Below are 24,194 nucleotides of genomic sequence, written 5' to 3'. Positions count from 1 at the left end.
TAAATGGTTAGTTTTCGTTTTGTACGGGGAACGATAGTGTGAATTTCGTTCCTTTTCCTTTTTCACTTGTTACGTCGATTGCACCGTTATGCATCATTACTAGACTTTTTACAATCGATAAGCCGAGCCCGAATTCGCCATACGGATTTGTTGTTCTAGACTCAATTGCTTTATAAAACCGTCCCCAAATTTTCTCGATATCATGGGGGTCAATCCCGATACCTGTATCTTCAATTTCGATGATACAGGTATTGTCACTCGTATAACCACGAAGAAGAACTCTTCCGTTGCTGGTAAATTGAATACTGTTTTTCGTGATGTTGATCAATATCTGGGTCAGTCTATCATAATCTGCAAACACCATTATATTGGGGTCTACATCCACAAAAATCTCATTATTTCGTTCCGCCGCAACGCCATCGAGATGATCCTTGATAATTTCCAACAATTCAACAAGCTGGATGTCCTGTTTAATGAGTGTAACTTGGTTGGATCTGATTTTTTCGTAATCCAAGTTTTCATTGACCAGACGAATAAGTCTTAACGTTTCATTTGTTGCGAGCTGTAGTCCTTTTTCTTTTTCAGATTCAGGAATCATATTGTTTTTTAGGCCCTCAATCATGCCTCTTATCGTTGTAAGTGGTGTTCGTAATTCGTGTGATACATCTGCCATGAATTGGCGACGCCTGTTTTCAAGATTTTCAATTTCCTCCATTGAGGCATCTAATTTTTCAACCATTTTATTAAAATCACCCGCAAGTTCACTGATTTCATCAAAATCCGAAGAGGGGATGCGTACTGAGTAATCACCTTGTGCAACGGCAGAAGTTGCTTCTTGGAGTCCTTTAATTCTCCTAACGTGAAAAGTCGATAAAATCCAGCTAAGAAGAAGTGAAATGGCAAGTGCGATGAATGTTGTAACAAGCAAATAGTTATTCATTTGCGAAATAACTTCTCGCGAGCCTTTTATGGGTGACGTTAAAAGGATACCGCCGCCAAATTGATTGTTTTGCATATACGGAAGAAGTACAAATGTAACGGCTTCGTTGAATCGTTTGAAATCCTGCTTCACAGTTACAGTTTCACCATTTTTAATATCGTGCCATTCTTCTTTACTCAAACTTATAAGCGGCGTTTTTATGCCTGTTGAATAGATGATGGATGAATTTTCGTCGAATAAACTATATTGAATATCCCGACCATTTAGGATGTGTCCGTAAGACTTTAAAATTCCGTCCGAATTTCGTTGGTCTTGTTGGATATCATATAAAATAGTTTGTCCATATTCCGCGAGTTCTACCGTTTTAGTATCATAAACAAACTGCTCGATATAGTGAGAAAATAGCAAGCTTAATAGTAAAAAGGCGATGACGATTACGCTGAAATGACTGACAAGTTGTTGGTATAAGTATTTCACTTTCACCTTGAATCACCTAAGGTTTCGTCGAATCGATAACCAACGCCCCAAACAGTATGGAAAAAAGGTTGTTCATCGGTTGAGACTTTCGTGCGAAGCCGTTTAATGTGTACGTCGACAGTTCTGTCATCACCGTAAAAGTCATAGCCCCACACACTATCCAGCAATTGCTCGCGTGAGAAAACTTGTTTGGGATGCTGTACAAAGTGGTAGAGCAGATCGAATTCTTTCGGGGTCAAGTTTTGTACCCGTACGCCATTGAGAAAAACGTCTCGCGTGTTTAAATTGATGCTAAAGTGGGTTGTTTTGACGACGCCATCTTGTGTTGGTTTGTCTTTCGGTGTTGAATACCTGCGTGTCACCGCTTTAATGCGGGCAATGAGCGCCAGTGGACTAAATGGTTTTGTGACATAATCATCTGCACCCATTTCAAGTCCGAGCACCAGGTCTGATTCACCGTCTTTTGCAGTTAGCATAATAATCGGTGTCCCAATGTTTTCAGACCGGAGTTTACGGCAAATCGAAATGCCGTCCATGCCAGGCAACATCCAATCGATAATAATGCAATCCCAGCCACCTTGCAACGCAAGTTCGAAACCTTCCAAACCGTTTTTTATGAATGAACCATCGATTTCTTCCTTCAAAAAGAATAGTTCAATCATTGAAGATACACTCTCATTATCTTCAATAACTAAAATCTTCACTAAAAACCACCTCCTGTTGCACTGCTATTCCTTTCAAGCTAAATCGAAAATAAGAAATTAGCAACTAACTAACACCTCTCCTGTGGAATGAAGGAGAGGTGTTTGCGCGAATATATTAATTTGCCGTGGATACATTGCTTGTAAGTAAAACGTCAATCGTTTTTAACTCTGCACCGCGATAGATCGTAAATGTGGCTTTGTCACCGACAGAAAGATTAGCGTACAAGAACTTTCGAAGTTCTGTCGAGTTCTTCACTTCAGTACCATTAATCGCAGTTATTATATCTTCTACATCGAGGCCGGCTTTTCCTGCTGCCGATTCAGGATCAATATTTGCAATTACCACACCAGCTGTAACTTCATTTGGAAGACTTTGCAAGTAGGTCCGTGGCACCTGATCAAGATCCGCGAGTCCGATACCGATGTATGGGCGTTCAATTTGTCCGTGTTCTGTCATTTCCTCAATCAATGGAATGACTTCGTTACTTGGAATCGCAAAGCCTAGTCCTTCAACACCACTTTCAGAAATTTTTAAGCTGTTAATGCCAATGACTTGTCCTGCTGCATTAAGGAGTGCACCGCCACTGTTGCCGGGGTTAATGGCAGCGTCCGTTTGAATAACATTCATTTCCCATTGACCTGCAGACGTCTCCACATTAATGGATCGATCGACTGCACTCACAATTCCCTGGGTCACTGTGCCGGAGAAATCGAGGCCAAGAGGATTACCAATAGCGATAACATCGTCTCCTGCACGTAGTTTATCGGAATCTCCGAATTCAAGGGAAGTGTCTGCATACTTCGCGTCGATTGTTAGGACTGCAAGGTCACTTAGCGCATCTTTCCCGACAAGTGTAGCCTTCGTTGTCTCTCCACTTTCAAGTGAGACCTCGAGCTTTTCTGCGTCTTCGATGACGTGGTTATTCGTCACAATAAACGCTTTGTCACCTTCTATTTTATAAATGACACCTGAACCTGAACCGTTCTTGGAACTCCCGGCTTGCTGTGAGAAAGGATTATTTTCTTGTTGGTAATTCACAATCCCGACAATCGCACCGGAAGACTGTTCTACCATGTCGGAAAGTGACGGTGTATCTTTAGCACTTGTTTGCTGGACATTATAGGGAACCGTATCCGTAGTGGCAGGTACCACGTCGGTGGAATCGGCTTGCAGTACATCTGTATTGACGACGACCGCTAACGTTAATACTGAACCAATAACACCTGCTCCTAGTGTCGATAAAAACCGTTTACCTAATCCGTTTTTATTTTCTGTCTCCATGATAATTCCTCCCGTTTTATATGATTACCTTTATCTTAGTGGAGAAATATGAACAAATTATTACCGAGAAATTAATAATTGATTAACGTGTCAATCTATGTCGAACGATTTAAAAGTCTAGTAGTTGAAATAATCAACATAGTCTGACAGAATGAGTGGACAAGCTTCTTTTTTTATTTCTAAAAAGTTGTAAGCGCATACAATCATATATTTGTGGAAGAGGCGCATATGGCAGAAGTTTGCGACGTATAGTGGCATTGTGTGAAAAATTCAATTCACAGGGAGGAATGGAAAAATGGTACAAGCTGTAGAAAATCAGATTTATGCTTTTCCGAACACAGAAGGTGCGAAAGTAAACTTTAAGGAACGCTATGATAACTTTATTGGTGGAAAATGGACTGCACCAGTTAACGGGGAATACTTTGATAACGTGACGCCGGTAACGGGAAAAGTATTTACAGAAGTAGCACGCTCGACTGCTGAGGATGTTGAACTTGCGTTGGATGCGGCACATGCTGCAAAAGATGCTTGGGGCAAAACGTCTGTGACGGTACGTGCGAATACGTTACTGAAAATTGCTGATCGCATTGAGCAAAACTTAGAGATGCTGGCTGTTGCTGAAACATGGGATAACGGCAAAGCAGTTCGGGAAACTTTAAATGCAGATTTGCCGCTTGCTATTGACCATTTCCGTTATTTTGCCAGTGCAATCCGTGCGCAAGAAGGTGGAGTCAGTCAGATTGACGACGATACAGTAGCGTACCATTTCCATGAGCCAATTGGTGTAGTTGGACAAATTATTCCGTGGAACTTCCCGATTCTAATGGCAGTATGGAAGCTTGCACCTGCGCTTGCTGCCGGTAACTGTGTCGTGCTGAAGCCTGCTGAACAGACGCCTGCATCGATTCTTGTACTTGTAGAATTGATTGAAGATCTATTGCCACCTGGTGTTCTGAATGTCGTGAACGGTTTCGGTCTTGAAGCAGGAAAACCACTTGCATCAAGCTCGCGTATCGGAAAAATTGCATTCACAGGTGAAACAACAACAGGACGTCTGATTATGCAATATGCTTCACAAAACGCGATCCCTGTCACACTTGAATTAGGCGGTAAATCGCCGAACATCTTCTTCGAAGACATTATGGACGAAGACGATTCGTTCTTGGACAAAGCAATAGAAGGCTTCGTCATGTTTGCACTGAATCAGGGGGAAGTATGTACTTGTCCTTCACGCGCGTTGATTCAAGAATCTATTTACGATAAATTCATGGATCGTGCAATTGAGCGTGTTAAAGCGATTAAAACAGGAAATCCTCTTGATCCAACTGTCATGATGGGTGCGCAAGCGTCAACTGAACAGTTGGAGAAAATTCTTTCTTATCTAGATATCGGTAAACAGGAAGGTGCAGAATGCCTGATTGGCGGAGAGCAAAATCAGCTTGAAGGCGATTTGAAAGACGGCTACTACGTCAAGCCGACTGTCTTTAAAGGGAATAATAAAATGCGGATTTTCCAAGAAGAAATCTTTGGTCCTGTCGTTTCGGTTACAACTTTTAAAACAAAAGAAGAAGCGCTTGAAATTGCCAACGATACGCTATACGGTTTGGGTTCGGGTGTTTGGACGCGCGATATGAATACAGCGTACCGTTTCGGTCGCGGCATTCAAGCGGGACGTGTCTGGACAAACTGTTACCACATGTACCCGGCGCATGCTGCGTTCGGTGGTTATAAAGCATCCGGTGTCGGTCGTGAAAACCACTTAATGATGTTGAGCCACTATCAACAAACGAAAAATATGCTCGTTAGCTACAGCGAAAACAAACAAGGTTTCTTTTAATTTCATTCAGCGGAGGTTCAAAACCCGCTGCATTGTGGATCTCAGACTAAGAACGCCGCATCTTGCGGCCCAAAGCCTCCGGCGGATGTCACAGATTTCGAAAAGGGGGTAGTGCGGATGACGGAACGCGTACTTGCAACTGACGCTGCACTGGAACTCATTGCTTTTTTGAAAGAAAAACACGGTCCACTCATGTTTCACCAGTCGGGCGGCTGCTGTGATGGCTCCTCGCCGATGTGTTATCCGAGTGGGGAACTGATTATAGGTGATCAGGACGTCCTACTCGGCAATATTGGTGAAACACCTTTCTATATGCACAAAAACCAATTCGAGTATTGGAGGCATACGCAGCTAATCATTGACGTCGTCAATGGTCGTGGTGGAATGTTTTCGCTCGAAGGCGTCGAAGGAAAACGCTTTTTGACTAGGTCACGTGCGTTTACGGCTGAAGAAAACAAAGAATTACAGGTATAAGTGAATGACAAAGGAGGCCCCGATGAAAAATCGGAGGCCCTCTTTTGTCGTTGGTTATATAAAGCGTTTACGCTGTTCTGGCGATGGCAACATGCACGCATCTTCTTTCTTGCCAAACCATTTATAGCGATTCGTGGCGATAAAATCATAAACAACGTCACGAATTCTACGTGGTACGAGTATAAATAGGAAGAACAGATGCCATAATCCGTCCAGTTTTTTTGCGATACGGAGCGCTGCTGAAGACTTAGTGAACGCTTTGCCGTTTTCAATCAAAACCAAACTGTCAACGTCTTCCGGAATGGCATATTTTTTCGTGAGTTCCTGTCCTTTTTCACTTTGTAATGAAGTAAATAGAAAATGGGCGGCAGGATCCCGCTTAATAATGAATTGCACACTTGCATCACAAAAGTTACAAACACCGTCGAATAAAATAATTCTCTTCATGGGGGTGCCCTCCTCCGGTAGCTATATCTCTATTATAGCCCTTTAGCGTATCTATAAAACGTTGAAAATTTAACTGTTTACAGGTGTCAGAAAATTTAGTATTATAGTAGCTAGAAGAAGTTCAACTTACTGTTAAACGCTTATATGTTTTCCGACACATTTAGCCACGGTTAAAATGATGAAAGGATGTTCTATATGGAACGTTTATCAATTGAGTCGTCCGAAATGGAATTAAGACGCAACAAGGATTTCATCGCCAAGTTAGAGATGATTGGCGAAGGTGGTCCAATTTATGATCAACCTGAAATGCTCGAGAAAAAGCGGGGAGAGTCCCACGTTTTCGATGATGAAGTAAAACTTCCACGTGATTACCAATAGAAAAACCTCACAGTGAGGTTTTTTTCTGTTTTTTAACGCGTTATATAGAATGAAATCAATAGGCCAATCGAATCCGCTGTGGCGCTAGTTGATGCCTCCCTCCAAAAGCCAAGCAGCTTGGCTAAGTTTATATAGTTATTCATGTGTTCAATATATGTAGTAAATTAAAAAAATGAAAAAGTATATGTGTCTGTTGCTCAGTTCTAGCGATTTTTCATACGGTAAAAAGCGAGGGCCTTTCTACGGAGAGGTCTTTTTTGTTTTATCAGAATATGGTTGATGATTATGTCGTGCCGTGATACAGTCGAGTTGTGATATAGTAAATGTAAAGAACTGGATGTGAGTCCGATTGAAAATGGAGAAAATCATTAAGTCATATAGTCCGATGACGGAAACGGCATTCTATATTTTGCTGTCGTTGACGGAACCACGCCATGGTTATGGCATTATTAAGTACGTGGAAGAATTGACAGAGAACCGGCTTGTACTTGGATCCGGAACCATTTACGGTACGCTGACGAAAATGCAGCGGGATGGAATCATTTCCGTTTACGCAGATGAAAAACGGAAAACGATTTATGAAATTACGGATGATGGAAAAGCGCTTATGCGCCACGAAATGGGACGGCTAAAAGAACTGTATACAAATGCAAAGAAGCACGAGGGGGAATTCCAATGACGGTGAAAAAATGGAGACCATTGTGGAGTTATGATGTGGAAAAGACGGAAAGCTGGTTATCCGAAATGGCTAAGGATGGAATGCTGTTAACGGATATTAATCGCCTGACGAGGATGTTTTCATTTGAACAAGGACAACTTGAAATAGCGGAACATCGTATTATATATGACAAGTTACAAGGGGATTTGCCCGGTACGCTTGCGGATTCTGGTTGGGAAAGTGAAGTGACGGAAGGTAAATGGACATTCGTCAAGAACTGTGCGAAAGATATCTATATATTTCCGTCGCGTGAAGGTGTACTGAAAAGAAATCGACTTCATATGTATGTGATTTCGGTGCTTGCTTTTTTGAATGCTATTCCACTATCTTCCATGACGATCGCATTTATGACACTGTTACTCGGCTTTCCAGGGGGAATCGTGGGGAGCCCTTGGTGGTCGATTACTGCATTGTTCGCGCTCCAAGGAATTGCGACCATTGTGCTCGCATTCTATATCCACCGGAAACTGAGGTCATTTGAAATTGAGCACTTTGAAATCCAGCCGGATACAGATATACGAATGAGCAAAACGTTCGCCAAGCTCAGAATTGGCTGGATGTACGCGCCTGATCTTCTTGAAAAGTGGCTTTCTGAAATGGCAACTGAAGGGAACCACCTTGTTCGTGTAACAGGTTCAGGAACAAGGTTTCATTTCGTGAAGGGGGAAGCCCAAAATGTATCGTATATATATGACTTTCAACCAAAAGTGGCGCCTGCGTATTACGCAATTCATAAAAGTACTGGGTGGCAATTAAAATTCACATCATCTTTTACGTTTATGAAATATACGCTTTGGGCAAAACCATATGAAGATGGCGGCAGGGTTCCATGCTTGACGTACGATAAGGTGGAACGAAGAGGTCAAGTGCGAAGGATTATGACTATGAATGGTATTGTTGTGAGTTATGTAGTTGCGATGTTGATGTTTGCGTTATGGATTAGTTTCAATGTTGATTATGACAGATCTCCCCTCAATACAATTATACTGGCTTTTCTGGTGGCCAGTTCAATCAGTCCGCTTTTTCTGGTGACTCGAGTGATCCTATACTACAGAAGAATGCGTAATGCAGGAATTCAAGAAAGAATGCAATAATATATATTAAACATCCGAATACACTTGGAAACTGAGTGAAGCCACCTTAAAAGGGGGAGCAATTCCTTAAGCGTAGTAGCAAATTCAATGGGATTCTTTATTTCAACATATACCAGTTAGTAAACTATCCAATATTCATTAACATTCCTAGTGTCTATCGCCCGTTTGTCTTCCTTCTTTTCACATCTACTAGAGGGAGGAGGTGATAGTATGATGCAACAAGGTAATTGGCAACAACCAAATTGTCATCAAGGAAATATGATGGGTGGTCAACAAGTGCGCCCGGTTGTATGTCCGACACAGTATCGTTGTCACGATAGATTTGTACCGCGTGAAGTTCCTTTTATCCATCCGATCGTCAATGTGAATCGGGTGCATACAGTTGAAATTCCACGTCACTATTTCACAGAAACAACACAGAATGTGATGGGGCAAACACTCCCTGCAAGACCTGGTTTCGGTCCAGGAATGGGCGGATTCGGTCCACAAGTGGGCGGTATCGGTAATCGACCTGGCTGTGGACATCGTCCCGGCTGTGGCTGTGGAAATCGCCGCGGCTGGTGATAGGTCAGACTTATGGTAGAATAAAGTTACCATAATGATATACAGTAGGTGAATTTATTGAGAGCTTTTAAATTTGTCATTCCAGTCATGCTGCTCGTCGGAGGATTTGGCTGGATGAAATTGACTAAAGAATTCCAAGAAGTGCCCGAATTAACGCGCTTGGCTATAGTAATTGGTGCGATGATTTTGAGTGGGATCATTTCTTACTTTTTATTTCCAAAAGACGAAGGCGAAAAATCTTGAAAAAAAGACCGATGGCGAATTTGCTATCGGTCTTTTTGTTTGATTATTTATTAACGCATTAATTGAGTTAACTACATATCGATATATGTTGACTCATTATGAGTTATCTATTATTCTGATAAAGATAACATAAATGGTAGGGGTGTATCATGACAACAGCGATAGTAAAAACGAAAAGTAAAAGTGTAATGAGTCCACTAACACTCGTTTACAGCGGAATGTTCGCGGCGTTGATGATGATTGGTGCGAATATTACAGCGTTTGTACCATTCCTAGTAATCGGTGGTGTACCTATTACGTTGCAGACATTTTTCGCGATTCTTGCGGGACTTATTCTTGGCAGTCGTAGGGGCGCACTGGCAATGGCTGTCTATATGTTCATCGGGCTTGCGGGGGCACCTGTATTTGCGAAATTCAGCGGTGGTGTTGGAACGATTATCAGTCCGACATTCGGATTTATCGTATCTTTCATTTTTGTAGCATTCATTGTTGGGGAAATCGTTGAAAAGAATAGCAAATTACATGGGTATATTATTGCTGCAATCGTTGGGATGATTGTGAATTATGTAATCGGAACGAACTGGATGTATTATGCTTATAAGCTCTGGGCTGCAGCACCGGATGCCTTTACATACAAAGTGGCATGGCTATGGATGGTTCCTCCGCTGCCGAAAGATCTCATACTTGCTGTACTTGCCGGCATCTTTGGACATCGTATGTACAAAGTATTGAAAGTGAGGCGCTAGGATGATGAGGTATGCTGGTTTAGCTGAACAAGTACTCGAGGGGCATGAGTTAACGGATGAGGAAGCACTTTTTATTCTGAATGTTTCAGACGAGGACGTACTAACACTTCTGCATGCAGCTTATACAATTCGAAAACATTATTATGGGAATAAAGTAAAACTAAATATGATTATGAATACGAAATCTGGCTTATGCCCTGAAAACTGCGGTTACTGTGCACAGTCAATCATTTCGACAGCACCCATTGAAAAGTACTCCATGATGAAAAAAGAGGAAATTGTAGCAGGTGCAGCAAGAGCGGCGAAATTGAATGCGGGAACTTACTGTATCGTGGCGAGTGGTAGAGGACCTGTGAACCGTGAACTTGAAATCGTCATTGATTCCGTGAAGGAAATCAAGTCGAAGCATGAGCATATGACTGTCTGTGCTTGTCTCGGATTGTTGAAACCGGAACAGGCGTCACGATTGAAAGAAGCTGGCGTCGACCGCTACAACCACAACATTAATACGTCAGCTTCTCATCATGAAAGTATTACGACATCTCATACATATAAGGACCGCGTAAACACTATTGACCTGGTCAAACAGTCGGGCATTTCACCGTGTTCAGGCGTCATTATTGGTATGCGTGAAACCAAACAAGATGTCATCTCAATGGCACGTAGTTTGAATGCGATGGATGCGGATTCAATTCCAGTTAACTTTTTACATGCCGTAGATGGGACGCCTCTTGGCGGTACGGATGAATTGACACCGCTTTATTGTTTGAAAGTGTTGTGCTTGTTTAGGTTCATTAACCCGACAAAGGAAATTAGAATTTCCGGTGGACGTGAAGTGAACTTACGCAGTCTTCAGCCGTTAGGACTATACCCGGCGAACTCAATATTTATCGGAGACTATCTGACGACAGAGGGTCAGGAAAGTGACAAGGACTATCAAATGTTAAAGGATATGGGGTTTGAAATTGATTTGGAACCCTTAGCGAAAGTTTCTGTTTCGGTGTGAATGAAAAATGGACATCCCATTTCAACGGGATGTCCATTTTTCATTCTGGCTTATCGAACGGTTGAAGAATATCCTGTTTATCCTCCGAAAGAAAAACAAGCACTTTATCGGTAGGATCGTACTTTTTACCATAAAACGTTTCATCTTTATATGTGTGGATTTCATCGTATGTCTGTGTCATTGCATTATAGATTTCTTCTTCGCCCGAGTCATTCGGTGACCAGTATAGGATTTCAAGCACAGTATTTTCATCTGTTGCAAGAGAGCGGCGGTTGTAGCCGATACGCTGTGCATGTGTGAAATTTTCACGCGAATAAAATTTAAGCCGTTTAGCGGTATCCGTGTCTTCATAGTCTACTGGTTCTACTTCAAGGAGTATGGGTTTACTTTTAGATTTTAACATGTTCAATAATTTACCGCCAAGTCCCATACCACGTGATTGTGTTGAAACGAACAAATAGTCGACGAATATAAATTTCTCTAACTCAACATACATTAGTACATGATATGGTCCTTCGTCTTTCTTGTAGACACCTTCTTTGTCTATTAGCAATGCATCCATATGTTCCTTTGACTTCATTTCTTCAACTGGGAAGTACTCGTTTAATTTCTCATACCAATTCAAATTTTGTTGCCTCCGATGGTTTATTTACCCGGGAGCTTTTTGTTTTGGGAGTGGGACCGAGGAAAAAGAAGGGTAAGAAAAAATCCTCTATACAAAATTTTACCCTTAATGACGAATAACTAAACCTTATTCGTTTCCAATCAAGAAAATGAAACTATTTCAATGGATAGGCCGTATACTAACCATCAACACAAATTCTTAAAAAAGAAAAGGGTGTTTCTGTGGTTAACTTAATTCTATTTTCAATTATTGTGGGCGTTGTGTTCAGTTTACTTATCGTCCCGTTTATCTTGAGTAGTCAAACGAAACGTGCAACAGATGAAGCAAAGGCAACTGTCTCCTTCAATAGAGGAGCAGCGTTTGCTACGGTAGCTATTGTATCCGCCATTGTAGTATTCGCGTTTTACTACATTACAAATATGGACCGTAACTGGACATCTCTTTGGATTGCGCTTCTAATTGTCACTTTCCTTGGAGCGCTGTCAGCGGGTGGTAAAGACCGTAAAGTGAAAATTGTTCTGTTTCTGGGGGCACTTCTTTTCGGAGCATACATCTTAAGTGCGCCAATTTTTAACGCAAACAAGAAATACAAAGCGGTTGAAATGGAGCAAAAAGTGGAAATTCAAGCGTTCGATGAAACAAAAACACCGGCAAGTGTACCGCCGAAGTTCGCACGGAATAAAATGAAGAAAGCGTTTGGGCAAGTTCCGAATACGAGTTATTATGAACTGGGCCGTCTACAAATTCAAAAAGTCGACGGCAAATTCGTCTACATTGCACCGGTTGAGTTCTCCGACTTTTTTAAATGGTTGAGTGCTGACACGGCGCCAGGGTATTTCACGATGAGTGCGACCGATTCAGCAGACAATCCGAAATTTGTGAAAGCTGAAATGACATACACACCATCTTCGTTTTTCCACAAACAAGTGGAGCGCCATATACGCATGAAAATGCCGAATCTTATTTTTTATGGGGAAGCTCAATTGGAAGTCGATGATGAAGGAAAACCATATTATATACGTTCGTATGGAGAGTTCATCACAGCGCGTGATGGTTTTGACGTAAAAGGGATTGTAATGGTTGATCCTACAAGTGGCGATGTGAAGAAGTATGCACTTGCGGATGTACCGGAATTTATCGATGGAGCCGTTTCACCTGGAGCGGTCAGCCTGCAGAATAGTTATTTCGGTAATTATATACACGGTTTCTGGAATTCAGTGGTAGGGAAGAAGGATGTCAAACTTCCGTCTGATGAAGGTACAGAAGCGAATGTGAGCCCGATATTCGATGAAAATGGGCATATGTACTACTTTACGGATTTCACGAGTCCTAAAGAAGGTGTCGATTCGATGCTCGGCTATGCATTGACGGATGGTAAAACAGGTAAAGCAACGTATTATACAGGTAATCTAGAAGAGTCCTATATGGATTCACAAGGTGTGCTTCAGATTATTGAAAAGAAATTCATTGAAAAGAAATGGTCCGGAGAAATGCCGGTCCTATATAACTTTTACGGAGAAGCCAGCTGGTTGACTCCCGTGCTCGATTCAAATGGCTTCTTGCAAAATTACTTCATCGTTTCAGCTGCAAATCCGGAAATATCCGTCTTTGCAAACTCACCAAAAGAAGCGTTGAAATTGTATAAAACTGCACTTCAACGTGGTGGCAGTAGCGTAGAAGGTAGTTCAAGTGCGGAAGAAGCGAAAGCGGCGGTAACTGTCGTACGTGTGTTCAAAGAGCGCGTCGGTGACTTCACACTGATTTCGTTTTTAACAAATGACGGACGGAACTTCGTCGTTTCATCTGAAACTGTGCCGCTTGCCATCTATATTCAGGAAGGCGATAAGCTTGTTGTTATGTATTTAGAAACAGGTGAACTATTCTTACCTGTGAAAGAATTGACGAATGTCAGTATGGATTAAAGGTAACTGGAGTGCAAGGCGAATTCGCCCTGTGCTCCATTTTTATTGTGTACGGTTAAAAGGCACCGTTCCGTGCCGATACTGGTTGAATCTAGTGCATATAGATTGCAGAGTCTGTGGAATGTCATGTACAATCAAGTCAAAGATAGTCAAAGTCAATGGCTTATCCCCTGTATGAAAGAGGTGAAGACATGCGAAACATTTCTGACATTATTGAAGGATATTTGAAGACGATAATCGAAGAGGGACAGTGTGGCACGATTGAAATTAAGCGTAATGAAGTTGCAGAGAAGTTCCAATGCGTCCCGTCCCAGATCAACTACGTCATAAAAACCCGCTTCACGGCGGAGCGTGGCTATGAGGTTGAATCGAAGCGCGGTGGCGGTGGCTACATACGCATTTTTCGGGTGCAAGCGAATTCACGTAAAGAATTGATTGAGCATATTTTGAGCGGTATCCAATCAGGAGCCTCCTATACAATGGCTTTGGATGTCGTTTACAGACTGATTGAAGAAGAAGTAATATCGGAACGCGAATCAAAGCTCATTCTTGCTGCGGTTGATCGGAGAACCCTCCATCAGCCGCTTCCAGAACGCGACATAATTCGTGCACGCATTTTACAAGCGATGCTCTTGACGCTTATTTACGAGCAGCTCAACTAATCACCAATCCAACTGATACGAGGTGACTTTCGATGATATGTGAAAATTGTAAAGAACGACCTGCGTCCATTACGATCACGCAAGAAAGTATGGTCGGATCGCTAGCACGCCACTTATGTGAGAAGTGCGCTTTCCAATCACAAACATTCCATTTCGACCCCAATCAGGAGCCATTGTCGATTCAGCAGTTCCTATCTCACTGGTTCAGCGGTTCAGATCCATTCCTGGCACAGCAGAAAACACGGGGAGAACCATTAGAAGGACCCGAATGCCCCTCGTGTGGTTTAACATTTCCTAAGTTTCTTGACATTGGAAAGTTTGGCTGTGCCGACTGTTACGAAACTTTTCGTGGTAACTTACCACAAGTTTTTGGCAAGCTTCATAATGGCCATTCAACCCATACCGGGAAAGTTCCGGTTTCATTTAACGAAATATACGCAGTCAAAAAGAAGATTGAAGAAATCCGGGTGAAAATGAAAGAGGCTGTAGAAGCCGAACGTTTTGAAGAGGCTGCAGCTTTACGTGATGAAGCGAATACACTAAAGCAACACCTTGCTTACGGAGGTGAAGAAAGCGATGTCGATTGAAAAATTCATGCGTAACGCGGTAACACCTTGGATGACTGCTTATGGTGAGCACTCAGACATCGTCATGTCGACACGAATTCGACTTGCTCGTAACTTGACCGGTTATCGATTTCCCATCGCGTTCACTGAAGAAGAGGCAATGGGGGTTGACCGAGCAGTTACAGGAATTTTGCTCGATGCAGTGTCAAACGAGTATTCATACATCAAAATGTCTGATTTACCCGCATTAGAACGTCAAGTGCTTGTTGAAAAACATCTAATCAGTCCGCAGCTCATAACTCCAGATCGACATGGCGCAGTTCTTCTATCGGAAGACGAGACCGTGAGTGTCATGGTGAACGAGGAAGACCATATCAGGATTCAATGCATCTATCCTGGCTTGCAGCTCGAGGACGCCTATAAACAGGCTAATCAGGTTGATGATTATCTTGAAAAAGAACTCCCGTATGCTTTCGATGAAGACTTCGGTTACTTGACAAGCTGTCCATCTAATACGGGAACCGGCATGCGCGCATCAGTTATGATGCATTTGCCAGCACTCACAATGACAAAGCAGATAGACCGTATTATCCCGGCCATCTCGCGGCTTGGAATCATCGTCCGTGGAAGTTACGGCGAAGGAAGCGAAGCGCCAGGCAATGTTTATCAAGTCTCAAATCAGACGACGCTTGGTAAAACGGAGCAGGAGATTCTTGCGGATCTTGGAAACATTGTCACTCGCTTAATTGGCCATGAGCGGAAATCAAGGGAACTGCTTCTTGGGAAGTCCCGAATCGCACTTGAGAATAGGTTATTCCGTTCGTTGGGCACGATAAGTTATGCCCGACTTTTACCATCTGGTGAGGCGGCACGATGCCTCTCGGACGTAAGACTCGGCATCGATCTTGATATCATTCAGAACGTTGATATGTCAATCTTGAACGAACTGATGATCTTTATGCAGGCAGGTTTTCTGCAACAATATGCAAGTACGGATTTATCGCAAGAAGAGCGTGATATATTCAGGGCGGAAATGTTCCGTGAACGACTTAATGTGGAAAAATCCTCGCCTTCGATGGAAATTGATCCAGAGGAATGAGCAGGTATTTTGCGCATTGTCTCTCGTTTAGGTATAGTTAAGTCAAAGTTAGTCAAAGTCAATTTTTGTGATAAAGGAGTTCCTTCGTGTTCGGTTGAATACGTATAAAGGGGTGGTTGTTATTTTAGCCCTTTATAGAAAAGGAATTCATTTGAGTAATGTACGGGTTTTTGGGGTATTGATTGTATATATATAGTATAGAAGGAGAGGACTGAATATGATGTTTAATCGATTTACACAGCGTGCACAGAAAGTCTTGCAACTTGCCCAAGAAGAGGCAATCCAGATGAAACACGAGTCTATTGGAACAGAGCATATCTTACTTGGACTTATTCGAGAAGGTGGAGGCATTGCTGCAAAAGCGCTTGAAGCGATAGGTGTCAACTTTGAAACAATCGTACAAGGGGTAGAAAAACTTGTAGGTGCCGGAACAAAGGATGTCGGTCCAATCGTACATTACACACCGCGAGCAAAAAAAGTTATTGAGTTATCAGTAGATGAGTCGCGTAAGTTGGGTCATTCTTACATCGGAACAGAGCACATCTTGCTGGCGCTGATCCGCGAAGGAGAAGGTGTCGCAGCGCGTGTCTTGAATAACGCAGGCGTCAGTCTTAACAAAGCACGTCAACAAGTGCTCCAGCTACTGGGAAGTAATGATAGTTCTGCTGCAAGTCAAGGTACTTCAAATTCTGCTGCAACGCCGACTTTGGATAGCTTGGCACGTGATTTAACAGAAGTAGCACGTGAAGGACTGCTAGATCCTGTTATTGGGCGTAGCAAGGAAATTACGCGTGTTATTGAAGTGTTAGCACGCCGGACGAAAAACAATCCAGTACTTATCGGGGAACCCGGTGTTGGTAAGACTGCAATCGCGGAAGGCCTGGCGCAACAAGTTATCAATAACGAAGTGCCAGAAATTCTCCGTGACAAGCGTGTTATGACACTCGATATGGGAACAGTCGTCGCGGGTACGAAATACCGTGGTGAATTCGAAGATCGCATGAAAAAAGTAATGGAAGAGATTCGTCAAGCGGGCAATATCATCCTGTTCATCGACGAACTGCATACATTGATTGGAGCAGGTGGAGCTGAAGGTGCAATCGACGCATCCAATATCCTAAAACCTTCGCTGGCACGTGGCGAATTACAATGTATCGGTGCAACGACGCTTGACGAATACCGTAAATATATTGAAAAAGACGCTGCACTTGAACGACGCTTCCAACCGATTCAAGTCGACGAGCCGACTGTTGATGAAACAATCCAGATCCTCTACGGTTTGCGTGATCGTTATGAAGCGCATCACCGTGTGAAAATCACAGATGCATCAATCGAAGCGGCTGCGAAAATGTCAGATCGATATATATCCGACAGATTCCTTCCGGATAAAGCGATTGACTTGATTGACGAAGCAGGTTCAAAAGTCCGTCTTCGCTCATATACAACACCACCGAACTTGAAAGAGCTTGAATTGAAACTGGAAGCAATTCGTTCTGAAAAGAATGCAGCTGTCCAGAGTCAAGAATTCGAAAAAGCGGCATCGTTCCGTGATAAAGAGCAGAAGATGAAGGAAGAACTTGAAACAACGAAAACGGACTGGAAAGAAAAACAAGGCCAAAAAGAGTCGGAAGTGACGGTCGAAGATATCGCGGAAGTCGTAGCGATGTGGACTGGAATACCGGTATCTAAAATAGCTGAAACAGAATCCGCTAAACTGCTCAATATGGAAGAGATGCTGCACGAGCGCGTCATTGGACAAAGTGAGGCAGTAACAGCTATTTCCCGGGCAATACGTCGGGCACGTGCAGGTTTGAAAGATCCGAAACGTCCGATTGGCTCGTTCATTTTCCTCGGACCAACAGGTATTGGGAAAACGGAATTGGCAAGAGCACTTGCAGAAGTTATGTTTGGCGATGAAGATGCGATGATTCGTGTTGACATGTCTGAGTACATGGAGAAACATTCGACATCACGTCTCGTCGGTTCACCTCCAGGGTATGTCGGCTATGAAGAGGGCGGACAGTTAACAGAAAAAGTCCGTCGCAAACCGTATTCAGTAATCTTGTTAGATGAAATTGAAAAAGCACACCCGGATGTCTTTAATATCCTCCTTCAAGTACTGGAAGATGGTAGATTGACGGATTCAAAAGGACGCTTAGTAGATTTCCGAAACACGGTTCTGATCATGACTTCCAACGTAGGTGCGCAGGAGTTGAGAAAAAATCGTTATGTCGGCTTTAATCTCGGAGATGCAGGACGTGATTACGAAGGTATGAAATCTGCGATGCTTGAAGAGTTGAAGAAGGCGTTTCGTCCAGAGTTCTTAAACCGTGTGGATGAAATGATCGTTTTCCATTCACTTGAAAAAGAACATTTGCGTGAAATTGTCTCGCTTATGTCTAATGAGCTGACGAAACGTTTAGGTGAGCAAGATATCGAGCTTGCTTTGACTGATGCAGCGAAACTGAAAATTGTTGATGTTGGTTATGATCCGGACTACGGTGCCCGCCCACTTCGTCGCGCAATCCAAAAACACGTTGAAGATCGGTTGTCTGAAGAACTTCTAAAAGGAACTATTCTAATAGGTGGCAAAGTATTGATCGATGTAGTTGATGGAGAATTTGTCGTCAAGACAGGCAAAGATGCTGAACAAGTTGAAGTTGCCGCTAAAGAAGTAGTACTAGAAAAATAAAGATCGATCTGGATAGTCCGTACCACCGACAGTTCTTTTCGTCGGTAATGGGCTGTCCTTTTCGTGTTCGGAGGATTGTATGGCAAAAAGAAAGTCGAAGTTTATGTGTAAGTCCTGTGGCTATGAATCGGCAAAGTGGATGGGTCGTTGCCCGGGTTGCGGGGAATGGAATACGATGGAAGAGGAAGTCGAAGTAGCCGTCCAAAAAGGTCCGCGTGGCGCATTTCAGCATACGGAGGGTGTTCGTCAAAAGGCGCTGCCTATTAGTTCAATTGAGATGATAGAAGAACCGAGAATTGGCACAGACTTGGAAGAGTTCAACCGCGTTCTAGGCGGAGGAATTGTCCCAGGTTCACTCATTCTAATCGGTGGAGATCCGGGTATCGGAAAGTCGACACTTCTTCTTCAAGTATCTTCACTGCTCGCAAATAAAGGGCAACGTGTTCTTTATATTTCAGGTGAGGAGTCAATTCGTCAAACGAAGCTGCGTGCAGAACGGCTTGGCGTAAAATCAGACGAACTCTATATTTATGCAGAAACAGATTTGGGATTAATTCATGAAACGATAGCCGACGTAAAACCGACGTTTGTTGTCGTCGATTCAATCCAGACTGTTCATCACCCCGAAGTGGCGTCAGCACCGGGAAGTGTATCTCAGGTTCGCGAATGTACTGCTCAGCTGATGCGCATTGCAAAAACGCAAAACATCGCGATTTTCCTTGTTGGCCACGTAACAAAAGACGGACAGATTGCGGGACCGCGGTTACTTGAACATATGGTAGACACAGTTCTTTATTTTGAAGGGGAGCGTCACCATACGTACCGGATTTTGCGTAGCGTGAAAAATAGATTTGGTTCGACAAATGAAATTGCTATTTTTGAAATGCTACAGTCTGGTTTGAAAGAAGTGCTTAATCCGTCGGAGCTGTTCCTGCGGGAAAGGTCTCAGGGCGGGGCCGGTTCAACGGTTGTCGCATCGATGGAGGGAACGCGACCGATTCTTGTTGAAATTCAAGCATTGGTTACGCCGTCGAGCTTTAACTATCCGAAGCGAATGGCAACAGGACTTGACCAAAACCGCGTTTCGCTGTTAATGGCCGTGCTTGAGAAACGTATGGGAATGCTGCTGCAAGCTCAGGATGCTTATATAAAAGTAGCTGGCGGCGTGAAGTTGGATGAGCCAGCAATAGACCTGGCAGTGCTTATGAGCATCGTCTCTAGCTATCGTGACTTGGCGGCTGGTTTGTCTGACTGCTTCATCGGTGAAGTCGGATTGACGGGTGAAGTACGACGAGTGTCTCGAATTGAACAGCGTGTCACCGAAGCGGCAAAACTCGGTTTTGAGCGTGCGATTATTCCTGCTTCGAATATTGGCGGCTGGGAATACCCGAAAGGTATCCGTGTAATTGGCGTTGAAACAGTTAGTGATGCGCTAAAAATTGCTTTTTCAAATTGAGTGGAAGACAGGGCAGCAATTAGGGCGGTCCTGTCGCTACACTTCTGGAAGGATGAAGTAAATAAGAAACTTTCACTTGGGTTAGGGAGTCCTAACAGAAGAGAAGAAAATTTCGCACTTAACTGACCTTATCAAGGCGGTTTGAAGCGGAAGTATGTATAATTAGGAAATAAAGGAGGTGGTTCATATGTTGAAAAAGGTGGTTCAAGTTTCATTTTTGCTTATCGGTGGAACACTGGGTGTATTATTTTTACCGCATTTATTTAATATATTTTCTTTTACTTCGAGCCCATGGATTAATAATCCGTACGTGTCCGCAACCTTAGGAGCAGTATTGCTCTTTGTGCTTAGCATTTTCTTGACAGAACCAATTATTAATTTTATAAAGTGGATGGAAGAGCGTTTACTGAAAGCACCGATTTTTGATTTGTTATTCGGCACAATAGGTCTCGTGGTCGGTTTGAGTGTTGCATTCCTAGTTAGTTTTGGTTTGGAAAATATTCAAATACCAATTATCACGTCCGTACTGCCGATTTTGTTATCGATTATTTTGGGCTATTTAGGTTTTCAGGTCGGATTTAAGAAACGGGAGGAATTCATCAACGCATTGCAATCTACAAAAAACAGTGGACTCAAAAAGAAAGAAGTTGAGGACACATCTGCCCAGACAAAAGGTAAGCTTTACAAGATATTGGACACAAGTGTTATTATAGACGGTCGGATTGCTGATATTTCAGCAACCGGTTTTCTTGAAGGAGTGCTTGTTGTACCGCAGTTTGTGTTGACAGAATTACAACATATTGCTGATTCCTCAGATACGTTAAAGCGGACGAAAGGTCGACGTGGATTGGATGTTCTGAAACGAATGCAAACTGATGATGGTCCGAATATCTTGATAACGGATGAAGATTTTGCCGGCGTTCCTGAAGTCGATATGAAGCTTGTCCATTTAGCGAAAAAGATGGGTGGACTCGTTGTGACAAATGATTTTAATTTGAACAAAGTAGCGGATTTACACGGCGTCTCTGTGCTTAACATCAATGACCTTGCGAATGCAGTGAAACCGGTTGTAATTCCTGGCGAGGATATGCATGTTGTTATCATTAAAGATGGCAAAGAACATAACCAAGGCGTAGCCTATTTGGATGATGGCACAATGATTGTGGTTGAAGATGGGAGATTCCACATCGGCAATGCTATCGACGTTGTCGTAACAAGTGTATTGCAGACATCGGCAGGACGAATGATTTTCGCGAAACTAAAAAACGGCAAGATTTCAAAAGCGAATTGAGTAGTCGATAATCATGAAAAGAAAAGGAAGAGAAGTCTTGAACTATACAGTTATGATGCCGGCAGCCGGAAGCGGTCAACGAATGGGCGCAGGCTACAATAAACTTTTTTTGAAATTACATGACAAACCAATTCTTATTCATACACTTGAAGTGTTCGAAGGAGATCCTGCATGTGACGGGGTCATCCTTGCGGTAAAACCGGAAGAACGTATGCAAATCCAGTCAATGCTCGAACAGTTTGCCATTACGAAAGTAGTAGCAATGGTAGACGGTGGTGGAGAGCGGCAAGATAGTGTGGCGGCGTGTATGAACGTGCATGACAAGGGTGGCATTGTTCTTGTCCATGATGCTGCAAGGCCATTCATACGCCGGACAATCATAGGTGAACTTGTTAAAGTGGCTAACGAGCATGGTGCAGGAATCGTAGGCGTCCGGGCAAAAGATACGATGAAATATGCAGAGGGTGGCATTGTCGAGGAGACGGTGGACCGAGGTAGGTTATGGATCATTCAGACGCCTCAAGCATTTCGATATACATTGCTGAAAGAAGCGTCTGACGAAGCGCGAGCGCAAGGTTTTCTGGGTACGGATGAATCGATGTTGGTCGAACGTTTTGGCAAACCTGTTCGAATCGTTGAAGGTACGTATGACAATGTGAAGATGACAACGCAGGAAGACCTCGTTTTCGGTGAGATTTTATTGGGAAAAAGATAGTATAAGTTTTCTATCTGAACTAGTGTCTAGCTCAAGGCGCCATCCGCTCGGGTCATAAGCAATCCAGCTATGTGGCAAAGACCGCCACGTCGCTAGACCGACTTATGCCTGTCGTGTCTTAAAGGGTGCCTTTTGCTTTTCTTAAAAAAAAGGAGGTTTTTTTATGATTCGGATAGGACAAGGTTTTGATGTGCATAAATTTGAAACAGGGCGCCCACTTATCATTGGTGGCATAACGATACCGCATGACAGAGGACTGACGGGGCATTCTGATGCGGATGTACTTTTACATACAATTACCGACGCAGCGCTTGGTGCAATCGCTGAAGGGGATATCGGACGTCATTTTCCGGATACAGAGGCGGAATTCAAAGACGCTGATTCTGCGGTGCTATTAGAAAAGATATGGGCACTTGTAGAAGAAAAAGGGTATAAACTTGGGAATATTGACTGTACGATTATCGCGCAAAAGCCGAAAATGGCGCCTTATATTGAAGTGATTCGTGGACGTATTGCAGAATTATTGAAAGCGGACGTCTCGCAAGTAAATGTGAAAGCAACGACAACAGAACAATTAGGATTCACTGGAAGAGAAGAAGGAATTGCTTCCATGGCGACGATTCTGCTCATTAAGGCGTAACACCTTTTAAACAGTCTTGGCAAGTGGTAAAATAGCAAACAGTAGTAAAATTAGATTGGAGAGAATTTATATGACTTCAGAAGTACGCGTACGTTATGCACCAAGTCCAACAGGCCATTTACATATTGGGGGAGCACGGACGGCGCTTTTTAATTATCTTTTCGCACGTCACCATGGCGGGAAATTCATTGTACGAATTGAAGATACAGATATTGAACGAAATATCGAAGCGGGGGAACTTTCCCAACTTGAAAACTTAAAATGGCTTGGTATAGATTACGATGAATCAGTCGACATCGGTGGTCCATACGGTCCCTACCGCCAAATGGAGCGTCTTGACCTTTATACGAAATATGGTCAAGAGGTGTTGGAAAGCGGTAATGCTTACAAATGTTTCTGTACATCAGATGAACTAGAAGCAGAGCGCGAAACGCAGAAATCAGCTGGAATCGCTGCGCCGATGTATGGCGGTAAATGTCGTAATCTGAGTACAGAAGAAGTTGCAGAAAAGGAAGCTGCCGGACTTTCACATACAATTCGCATGCGTGTACCAGAAAATGCCACATATAAATTCGAGGACCTTGTTCGTGGCGCGGTATCATTCGAATCGAAAGACGTAGGCGACTGGGTTCTTGTAAAAGCCAATGGTATACCTACTTATAACTTTGCTGTTGTTATCGATGATCATTTAATGAAAATCTCCCACGTATTCCGTGGTGAAGAACATTTGACGAATACACCGAAACAACTGATGATATTTGACGTCTTTGGTTGGCAGTATCCGCAATTTGGACATATGACACTGATCGTTAATGAAGACCGTAAAAAACTTTCTAAACGTGACGAATCGATTATTCAATTCATCTCACAATACAAAGATCTTGGGTATTTACCAGAAGCAATGTTCAATTTCTTCGCGCTACTTGGTTGGTCTCCAGGTGGGGAAGAGGAGATTTTCACGCACGAGGAATTGATCAAGATGTTCGACGAAAGCCGTCTATCTAAATCACCTTCCATGTTTGATAAACAGAAATTGACGTGGACGAATAACCAGTATGTGAAAAAGATGAGCCTTGAAGAAGTAATTGATTTCGCATTACCGCATCTTCAAGATGCAGGTCTAATCAATAAAGAGATGACTGAATCAGAAGCTGCATGGGCACATGACTTAATCGCTCTTTATCAGGATCAGCTAAGCTTTGGTGCGGAAATTATTGAATTATCTGCCCAGTTTTTCGATCATGAGATTGAATATGATGAAGAATCCCAAGCTGTACTTGCAGGGGAGCAAGTTCCTGAGGTAATGGCTTCATTCAAAGAGAAATTGGAAACACTTGAAACATTCGATGCGCCGTCGATTAAAGACGCTATTAAAGCAGTCCAGAAGGAAACTGGTCATAAAGGGAAAAACCTCTTTATGCCGATTCGAGTTGTGACAACTGGTCAAATGCATGGACCTGAATTACAGGCGTCTATTGCTTTAATCGGTAAAGAAAAGTCCATTGAACGAGTCGCTAAATACGCAAAACAATAACGTTGACTTTCATCGTTTGAAATGTAAAATGAAAGTTAATAACTATGGGAGATCGTTTTAAGGAACGCGGTCTAAAGCCGCG

At 42.9% G+C, this 24,194-nt stretch carries 24 protein-coding genes; 19 read left to right on the top strand and 5 right to left on the bottom strand.

What is annotated here, in order from left to right:
- Positions 1 to 7 precede the first annotated feature (7 nt).
- The 3 genes from FQ087_RS16880 to FQ087_RS16870 all read right to left on the bottom strand — a co-directional run bounded on the left by FQ087_RS16880 (position 8) and on the right by FQ087_RS16870 (position 3,403).
- Positions 8 to 1,423: a sensor histidine kinase gene (locus FQ087_RS16880; RefSeq protein WP_149581756.1), complete on the bottom strand. Its 1,416-nt coding sequence runs from the start codon at positions 1,421 to 1,423 to the stop codon at positions 8 to 10.
- Positions 1,420 to 2,121 (bottom strand): response regulator transcription factor, encoded by a 702-nt coding sequence (locus FQ087_RS16875; protein ID WP_149581755.1) that lies wholly within the window; start codon positions 2,119 to 2,121, stop codon positions 1,420 to 1,422. The genes FQ087_RS16880 and FQ087_RS16875 overlap by 4 nt, the downstream gene beginning before the upstream one ends.
- A 115-nt stretch (positions 2,122 to 2,236) precedes the next feature.
- Entirely contained in the window at positions 2,237 to 3,403 is a 1,167-nt protein-coding gene (locus tag FQ087_RS16870) for a S1C family serine protease (RefSeq protein WP_149581754.1), read from the bottom strand.
- Between the two features lie 295 nt (positions 3,404 to 3,698).
- Between FQ087_RS16870 and adh the strand changes: the two genes are divergently transcribed.
- Both adh and FQ087_RS16860 read left to right on the top strand, forming a co-directional pair.
- Complete coding sequence (adh, locus tag FQ087_RS16865) at positions 3,699 to 5,240, top strand: aldehyde dehydrogenase (RefSeq protein WP_149581753.1); 1,542 nt, start codon at positions 3,699 to 3,701, stop codon at positions 5,238 to 5,240.
- 117 nt (positions 5,241 to 5,357) lie between these two features.
- A complete protein-coding gene (locus FQ087_RS16860) occupies positions 5,358 to 5,714 on the top strand; it encodes a DUF779 domain-containing protein (RefSeq protein ID WP_149581752.1) in 357 nt (118 codons plus the stop codon).
- A gap of 54 nt (positions 5,715 to 5,768) precedes the next feature.
- Here the strand turns inward: FQ087_RS16860 and FQ087_RS16855 are convergent, their stop codons facing one another.
- Positions 5,769 to 6,161 carry a thiol-disulfide oxidoreductase DCC family protein gene (locus tag FQ087_RS16855; RefSeq protein ID WP_149581751.1) on the bottom strand — a complete coding sequence of 131 codons (393 nt, stop codon included), beginning with the start codon at positions 6,159 to 6,161 and terminating at the stop codon, positions 5,769 to 5,771.
- Positions 6,162 to 6,356: 195 nt separating this feature from the next.
- Here FQ087_RS16855 and FQ087_RS16850 point away from each other — a divergent pair, with 195 nt between their 5' ends.
- The 7 genes from FQ087_RS16850 (at position 6,357) to bioB (ending at position 10,910) form a co-directional block, all read left to right on the top strand.
- On the top strand, positions 6,357 to 6,539 hold the full coding sequence (locus tag FQ087_RS16850; protein WP_149581750.1) for a hypothetical protein: 183 nt from the start codon (positions 6,357 to 6,359) through the stop codon (positions 6,537 to 6,539).
- Between the two features lie 349 nt (positions 6,540 to 6,888).
- Positions 6,889 to 7,218 carry a PadR family transcriptional regulator gene (locus FQ087_RS16845; RefSeq protein WP_188006789.1) on the top strand — a complete coding sequence of 110 codons (330 nt, stop codon included), beginning with the start codon at positions 6,889 to 6,891 and terminating at the stop codon, positions 7,216 to 7,218.
- Positions 7,215 to 8,351: a DUF2812 domain-containing protein gene (locus tag FQ087_RS16840; protein ID WP_149581748.1), complete on the top strand. Its 1,137-nt coding sequence runs from the start codon at positions 7,215 to 7,217 to the stop codon at positions 8,349 to 8,351. Before FQ087_RS16845 ends, FQ087_RS16840 begins: the two co-directional genes overlap by 4 nt.
- Before the next feature lie 210 nt (positions 8,352 to 8,561).
- On the top strand, positions 8,562 to 8,915 hold the full coding sequence (locus tag FQ087_RS16835; RefSeq protein ID WP_255452408.1) for a hypothetical protein: 354 nt from the start codon (positions 8,562 to 8,564) through the stop codon (positions 8,913 to 8,915).
- A gap of 57 nt (positions 8,916 to 8,972) precedes the next feature.
- Entirely contained in the window at positions 8,973 to 9,158 is a 186-nt protein-coding gene (locus FQ087_RS16830; protein WP_255452407.1) for a histidine kinase, read from the top strand.
- A gap of 149 nt (positions 9,159 to 9,307) precedes the next feature.
- Complete coding sequence (locus FQ087_RS16825; protein WP_149581747.1) at positions 9,308 to 9,904, top strand: biotin transporter BioY; 597 nt, start codon at positions 9,308 to 9,310, stop codon at positions 9,902 to 9,904.
- A gap of 1 nt (position 9,905) precedes the next feature.
- Positions 9,906 to 10,910, top strand: coding sequence for a biotin synthase BioB (gene bioB / locus FQ087_RS16820; RefSeq protein ID WP_188006788.1), 1,005 nt, complete (start codon positions 9,906 to 9,908; stop codon positions 10,908 to 10,910).
- Positions 10,911 to 10,950: 40 nt separating this feature from the next.
- Here bioB and FQ087_RS16815 read toward each other — a convergent pair whose 3' ends face one another.
- Positions 10,951 to 11,535, bottom strand: coding sequence for an N-acetyltransferase (locus FQ087_RS16815; protein WP_149581746.1), 585 nt, complete (start codon positions 11,533 to 11,535; stop codon positions 10,951 to 10,953).
- A gap of 221 nt (positions 11,536 to 11,756) precedes the next feature.
- On the opposite strand from FQ087_RS16815, the gene FQ087_RS16810 reads away from it, so the two are divergent.
- From FQ087_RS16810 to gltX, 10 genes are all read left to right on the top strand, one after another.
- Positions 11,757 to 13,457 (top strand): hypothetical protein, encoded by a 1,701-nt coding sequence (locus FQ087_RS16810; RefSeq protein ID WP_149581745.1) that lies wholly within the window; start codon positions 11,757 to 11,759, stop codon positions 13,455 to 13,457.
- 191 nt (positions 13,458 to 13,648) lie between these two features.
- A complete protein-coding gene (locus FQ087_RS16805) occupies positions 13,649 to 14,119 on the top strand; it encodes a CtsR family transcriptional regulator (RefSeq protein ID WP_149581744.1) in 471 nt (156 codons plus the stop codon).
- 32 nt (positions 14,120 to 14,151) lie between these two features.
- Complete coding sequence (locus FQ087_RS16800; RefSeq protein ID WP_149581743.1) at positions 14,152 to 14,706, top strand: UvrB/UvrC motif-containing protein; 555 nt, start codon at positions 14,152 to 14,154, stop codon at positions 14,704 to 14,706.
- Positions 14,696 to 15,784 carry a protein-arginine kinase McsB gene (gene mcsB, locus FQ087_RS16795; RefSeq protein ID WP_149581742.1) on the top strand — a complete coding sequence of 363 codons (1,089 nt, stop codon included), beginning with the start codon at positions 14,696 to 14,698 and terminating at the stop codon, positions 15,782 to 15,784. The genes FQ087_RS16800 and mcsB overlap by 11 nt, the downstream gene beginning before the upstream one ends.
- Positions 15,785 to 16,001: 217 nt before the next feature.
- Complete coding sequence (gene clpC, locus FQ087_RS16790; RefSeq protein WP_149581741.1) at positions 16,002 to 18,476, top strand: ATP-dependent protease ATP-binding subunit ClpC; 2,475 nt, start codon at positions 16,002 to 16,004, stop codon at positions 18,474 to 18,476.
- 79 nt (positions 18,477 to 18,555) lie between these two features.
- On the top strand, positions 18,556 to 19,932 hold the full coding sequence (gene radA / locus FQ087_RS16785; protein ID WP_149581740.1) for a DNA repair protein RadA: 1,377 nt from the start codon (positions 18,556 to 18,558) through the stop codon (positions 19,930 to 19,932).
- A 187-nt stretch (positions 19,933 to 20,119) separates the two neighbouring features.
- The gene (locus tag FQ087_RS16780) at positions 20,120 to 21,223 is read left to right on the top strand and encodes a PIN/TRAM domain-containing protein (protein ID WP_149581739.1); all 1,104 of its coding nucleotides are present in this window, start codon (positions 20,120 to 20,122) and stop codon (positions 21,221 to 21,223) included.
- Positions 21,224 to 21,260: 37 nt separating this feature from the next.
- Positions 21,261 to 21,938: a 2-C-methyl-D-erythritol 4-phosphate cytidylyltransferase gene (gene ispD / locus FQ087_RS16775; protein WP_149581962.1), complete on the top strand. Its 678-nt coding sequence runs from the start codon at positions 21,261 to 21,263 to the stop codon at positions 21,936 to 21,938.
- 163 nt (positions 21,939 to 22,101) lie between these two features.
- A complete protein-coding gene (gene ispF, locus FQ087_RS16770; RefSeq protein WP_149581738.1) occupies positions 22,102 to 22,578 on the top strand; it encodes a 2-C-methyl-D-erythritol 2,4-cyclodiphosphate synthase in 477 nt (158 codons plus the stop codon).
- Between the two features lie 70 nt (positions 22,579 to 22,648).
- Entirely contained in the window at positions 22,649 to 24,112 is a 1,464-nt protein-coding gene (gene gltX / locus FQ087_RS16765; protein ID WP_149581737.1) for a glutamate--tRNA ligase, read from the top strand.
- Positions 24,113 to 24,194 lie beyond the last annotated feature (82 nt).

It is taken from the genome of Sporosarcina sp. ANT_H38 (assembly GCF_008369195.1).
Classification (GTDB): domain Bacteria; phylum Bacillota; class Bacilli; order Bacillales_A; family Planococcaceae; genus Sporosarcina.
The sequence above is the reverse complement of the archived record's forward strand: the minus strand, read 5'-3'. Positions and strand labels throughout refer to the sequence as shown.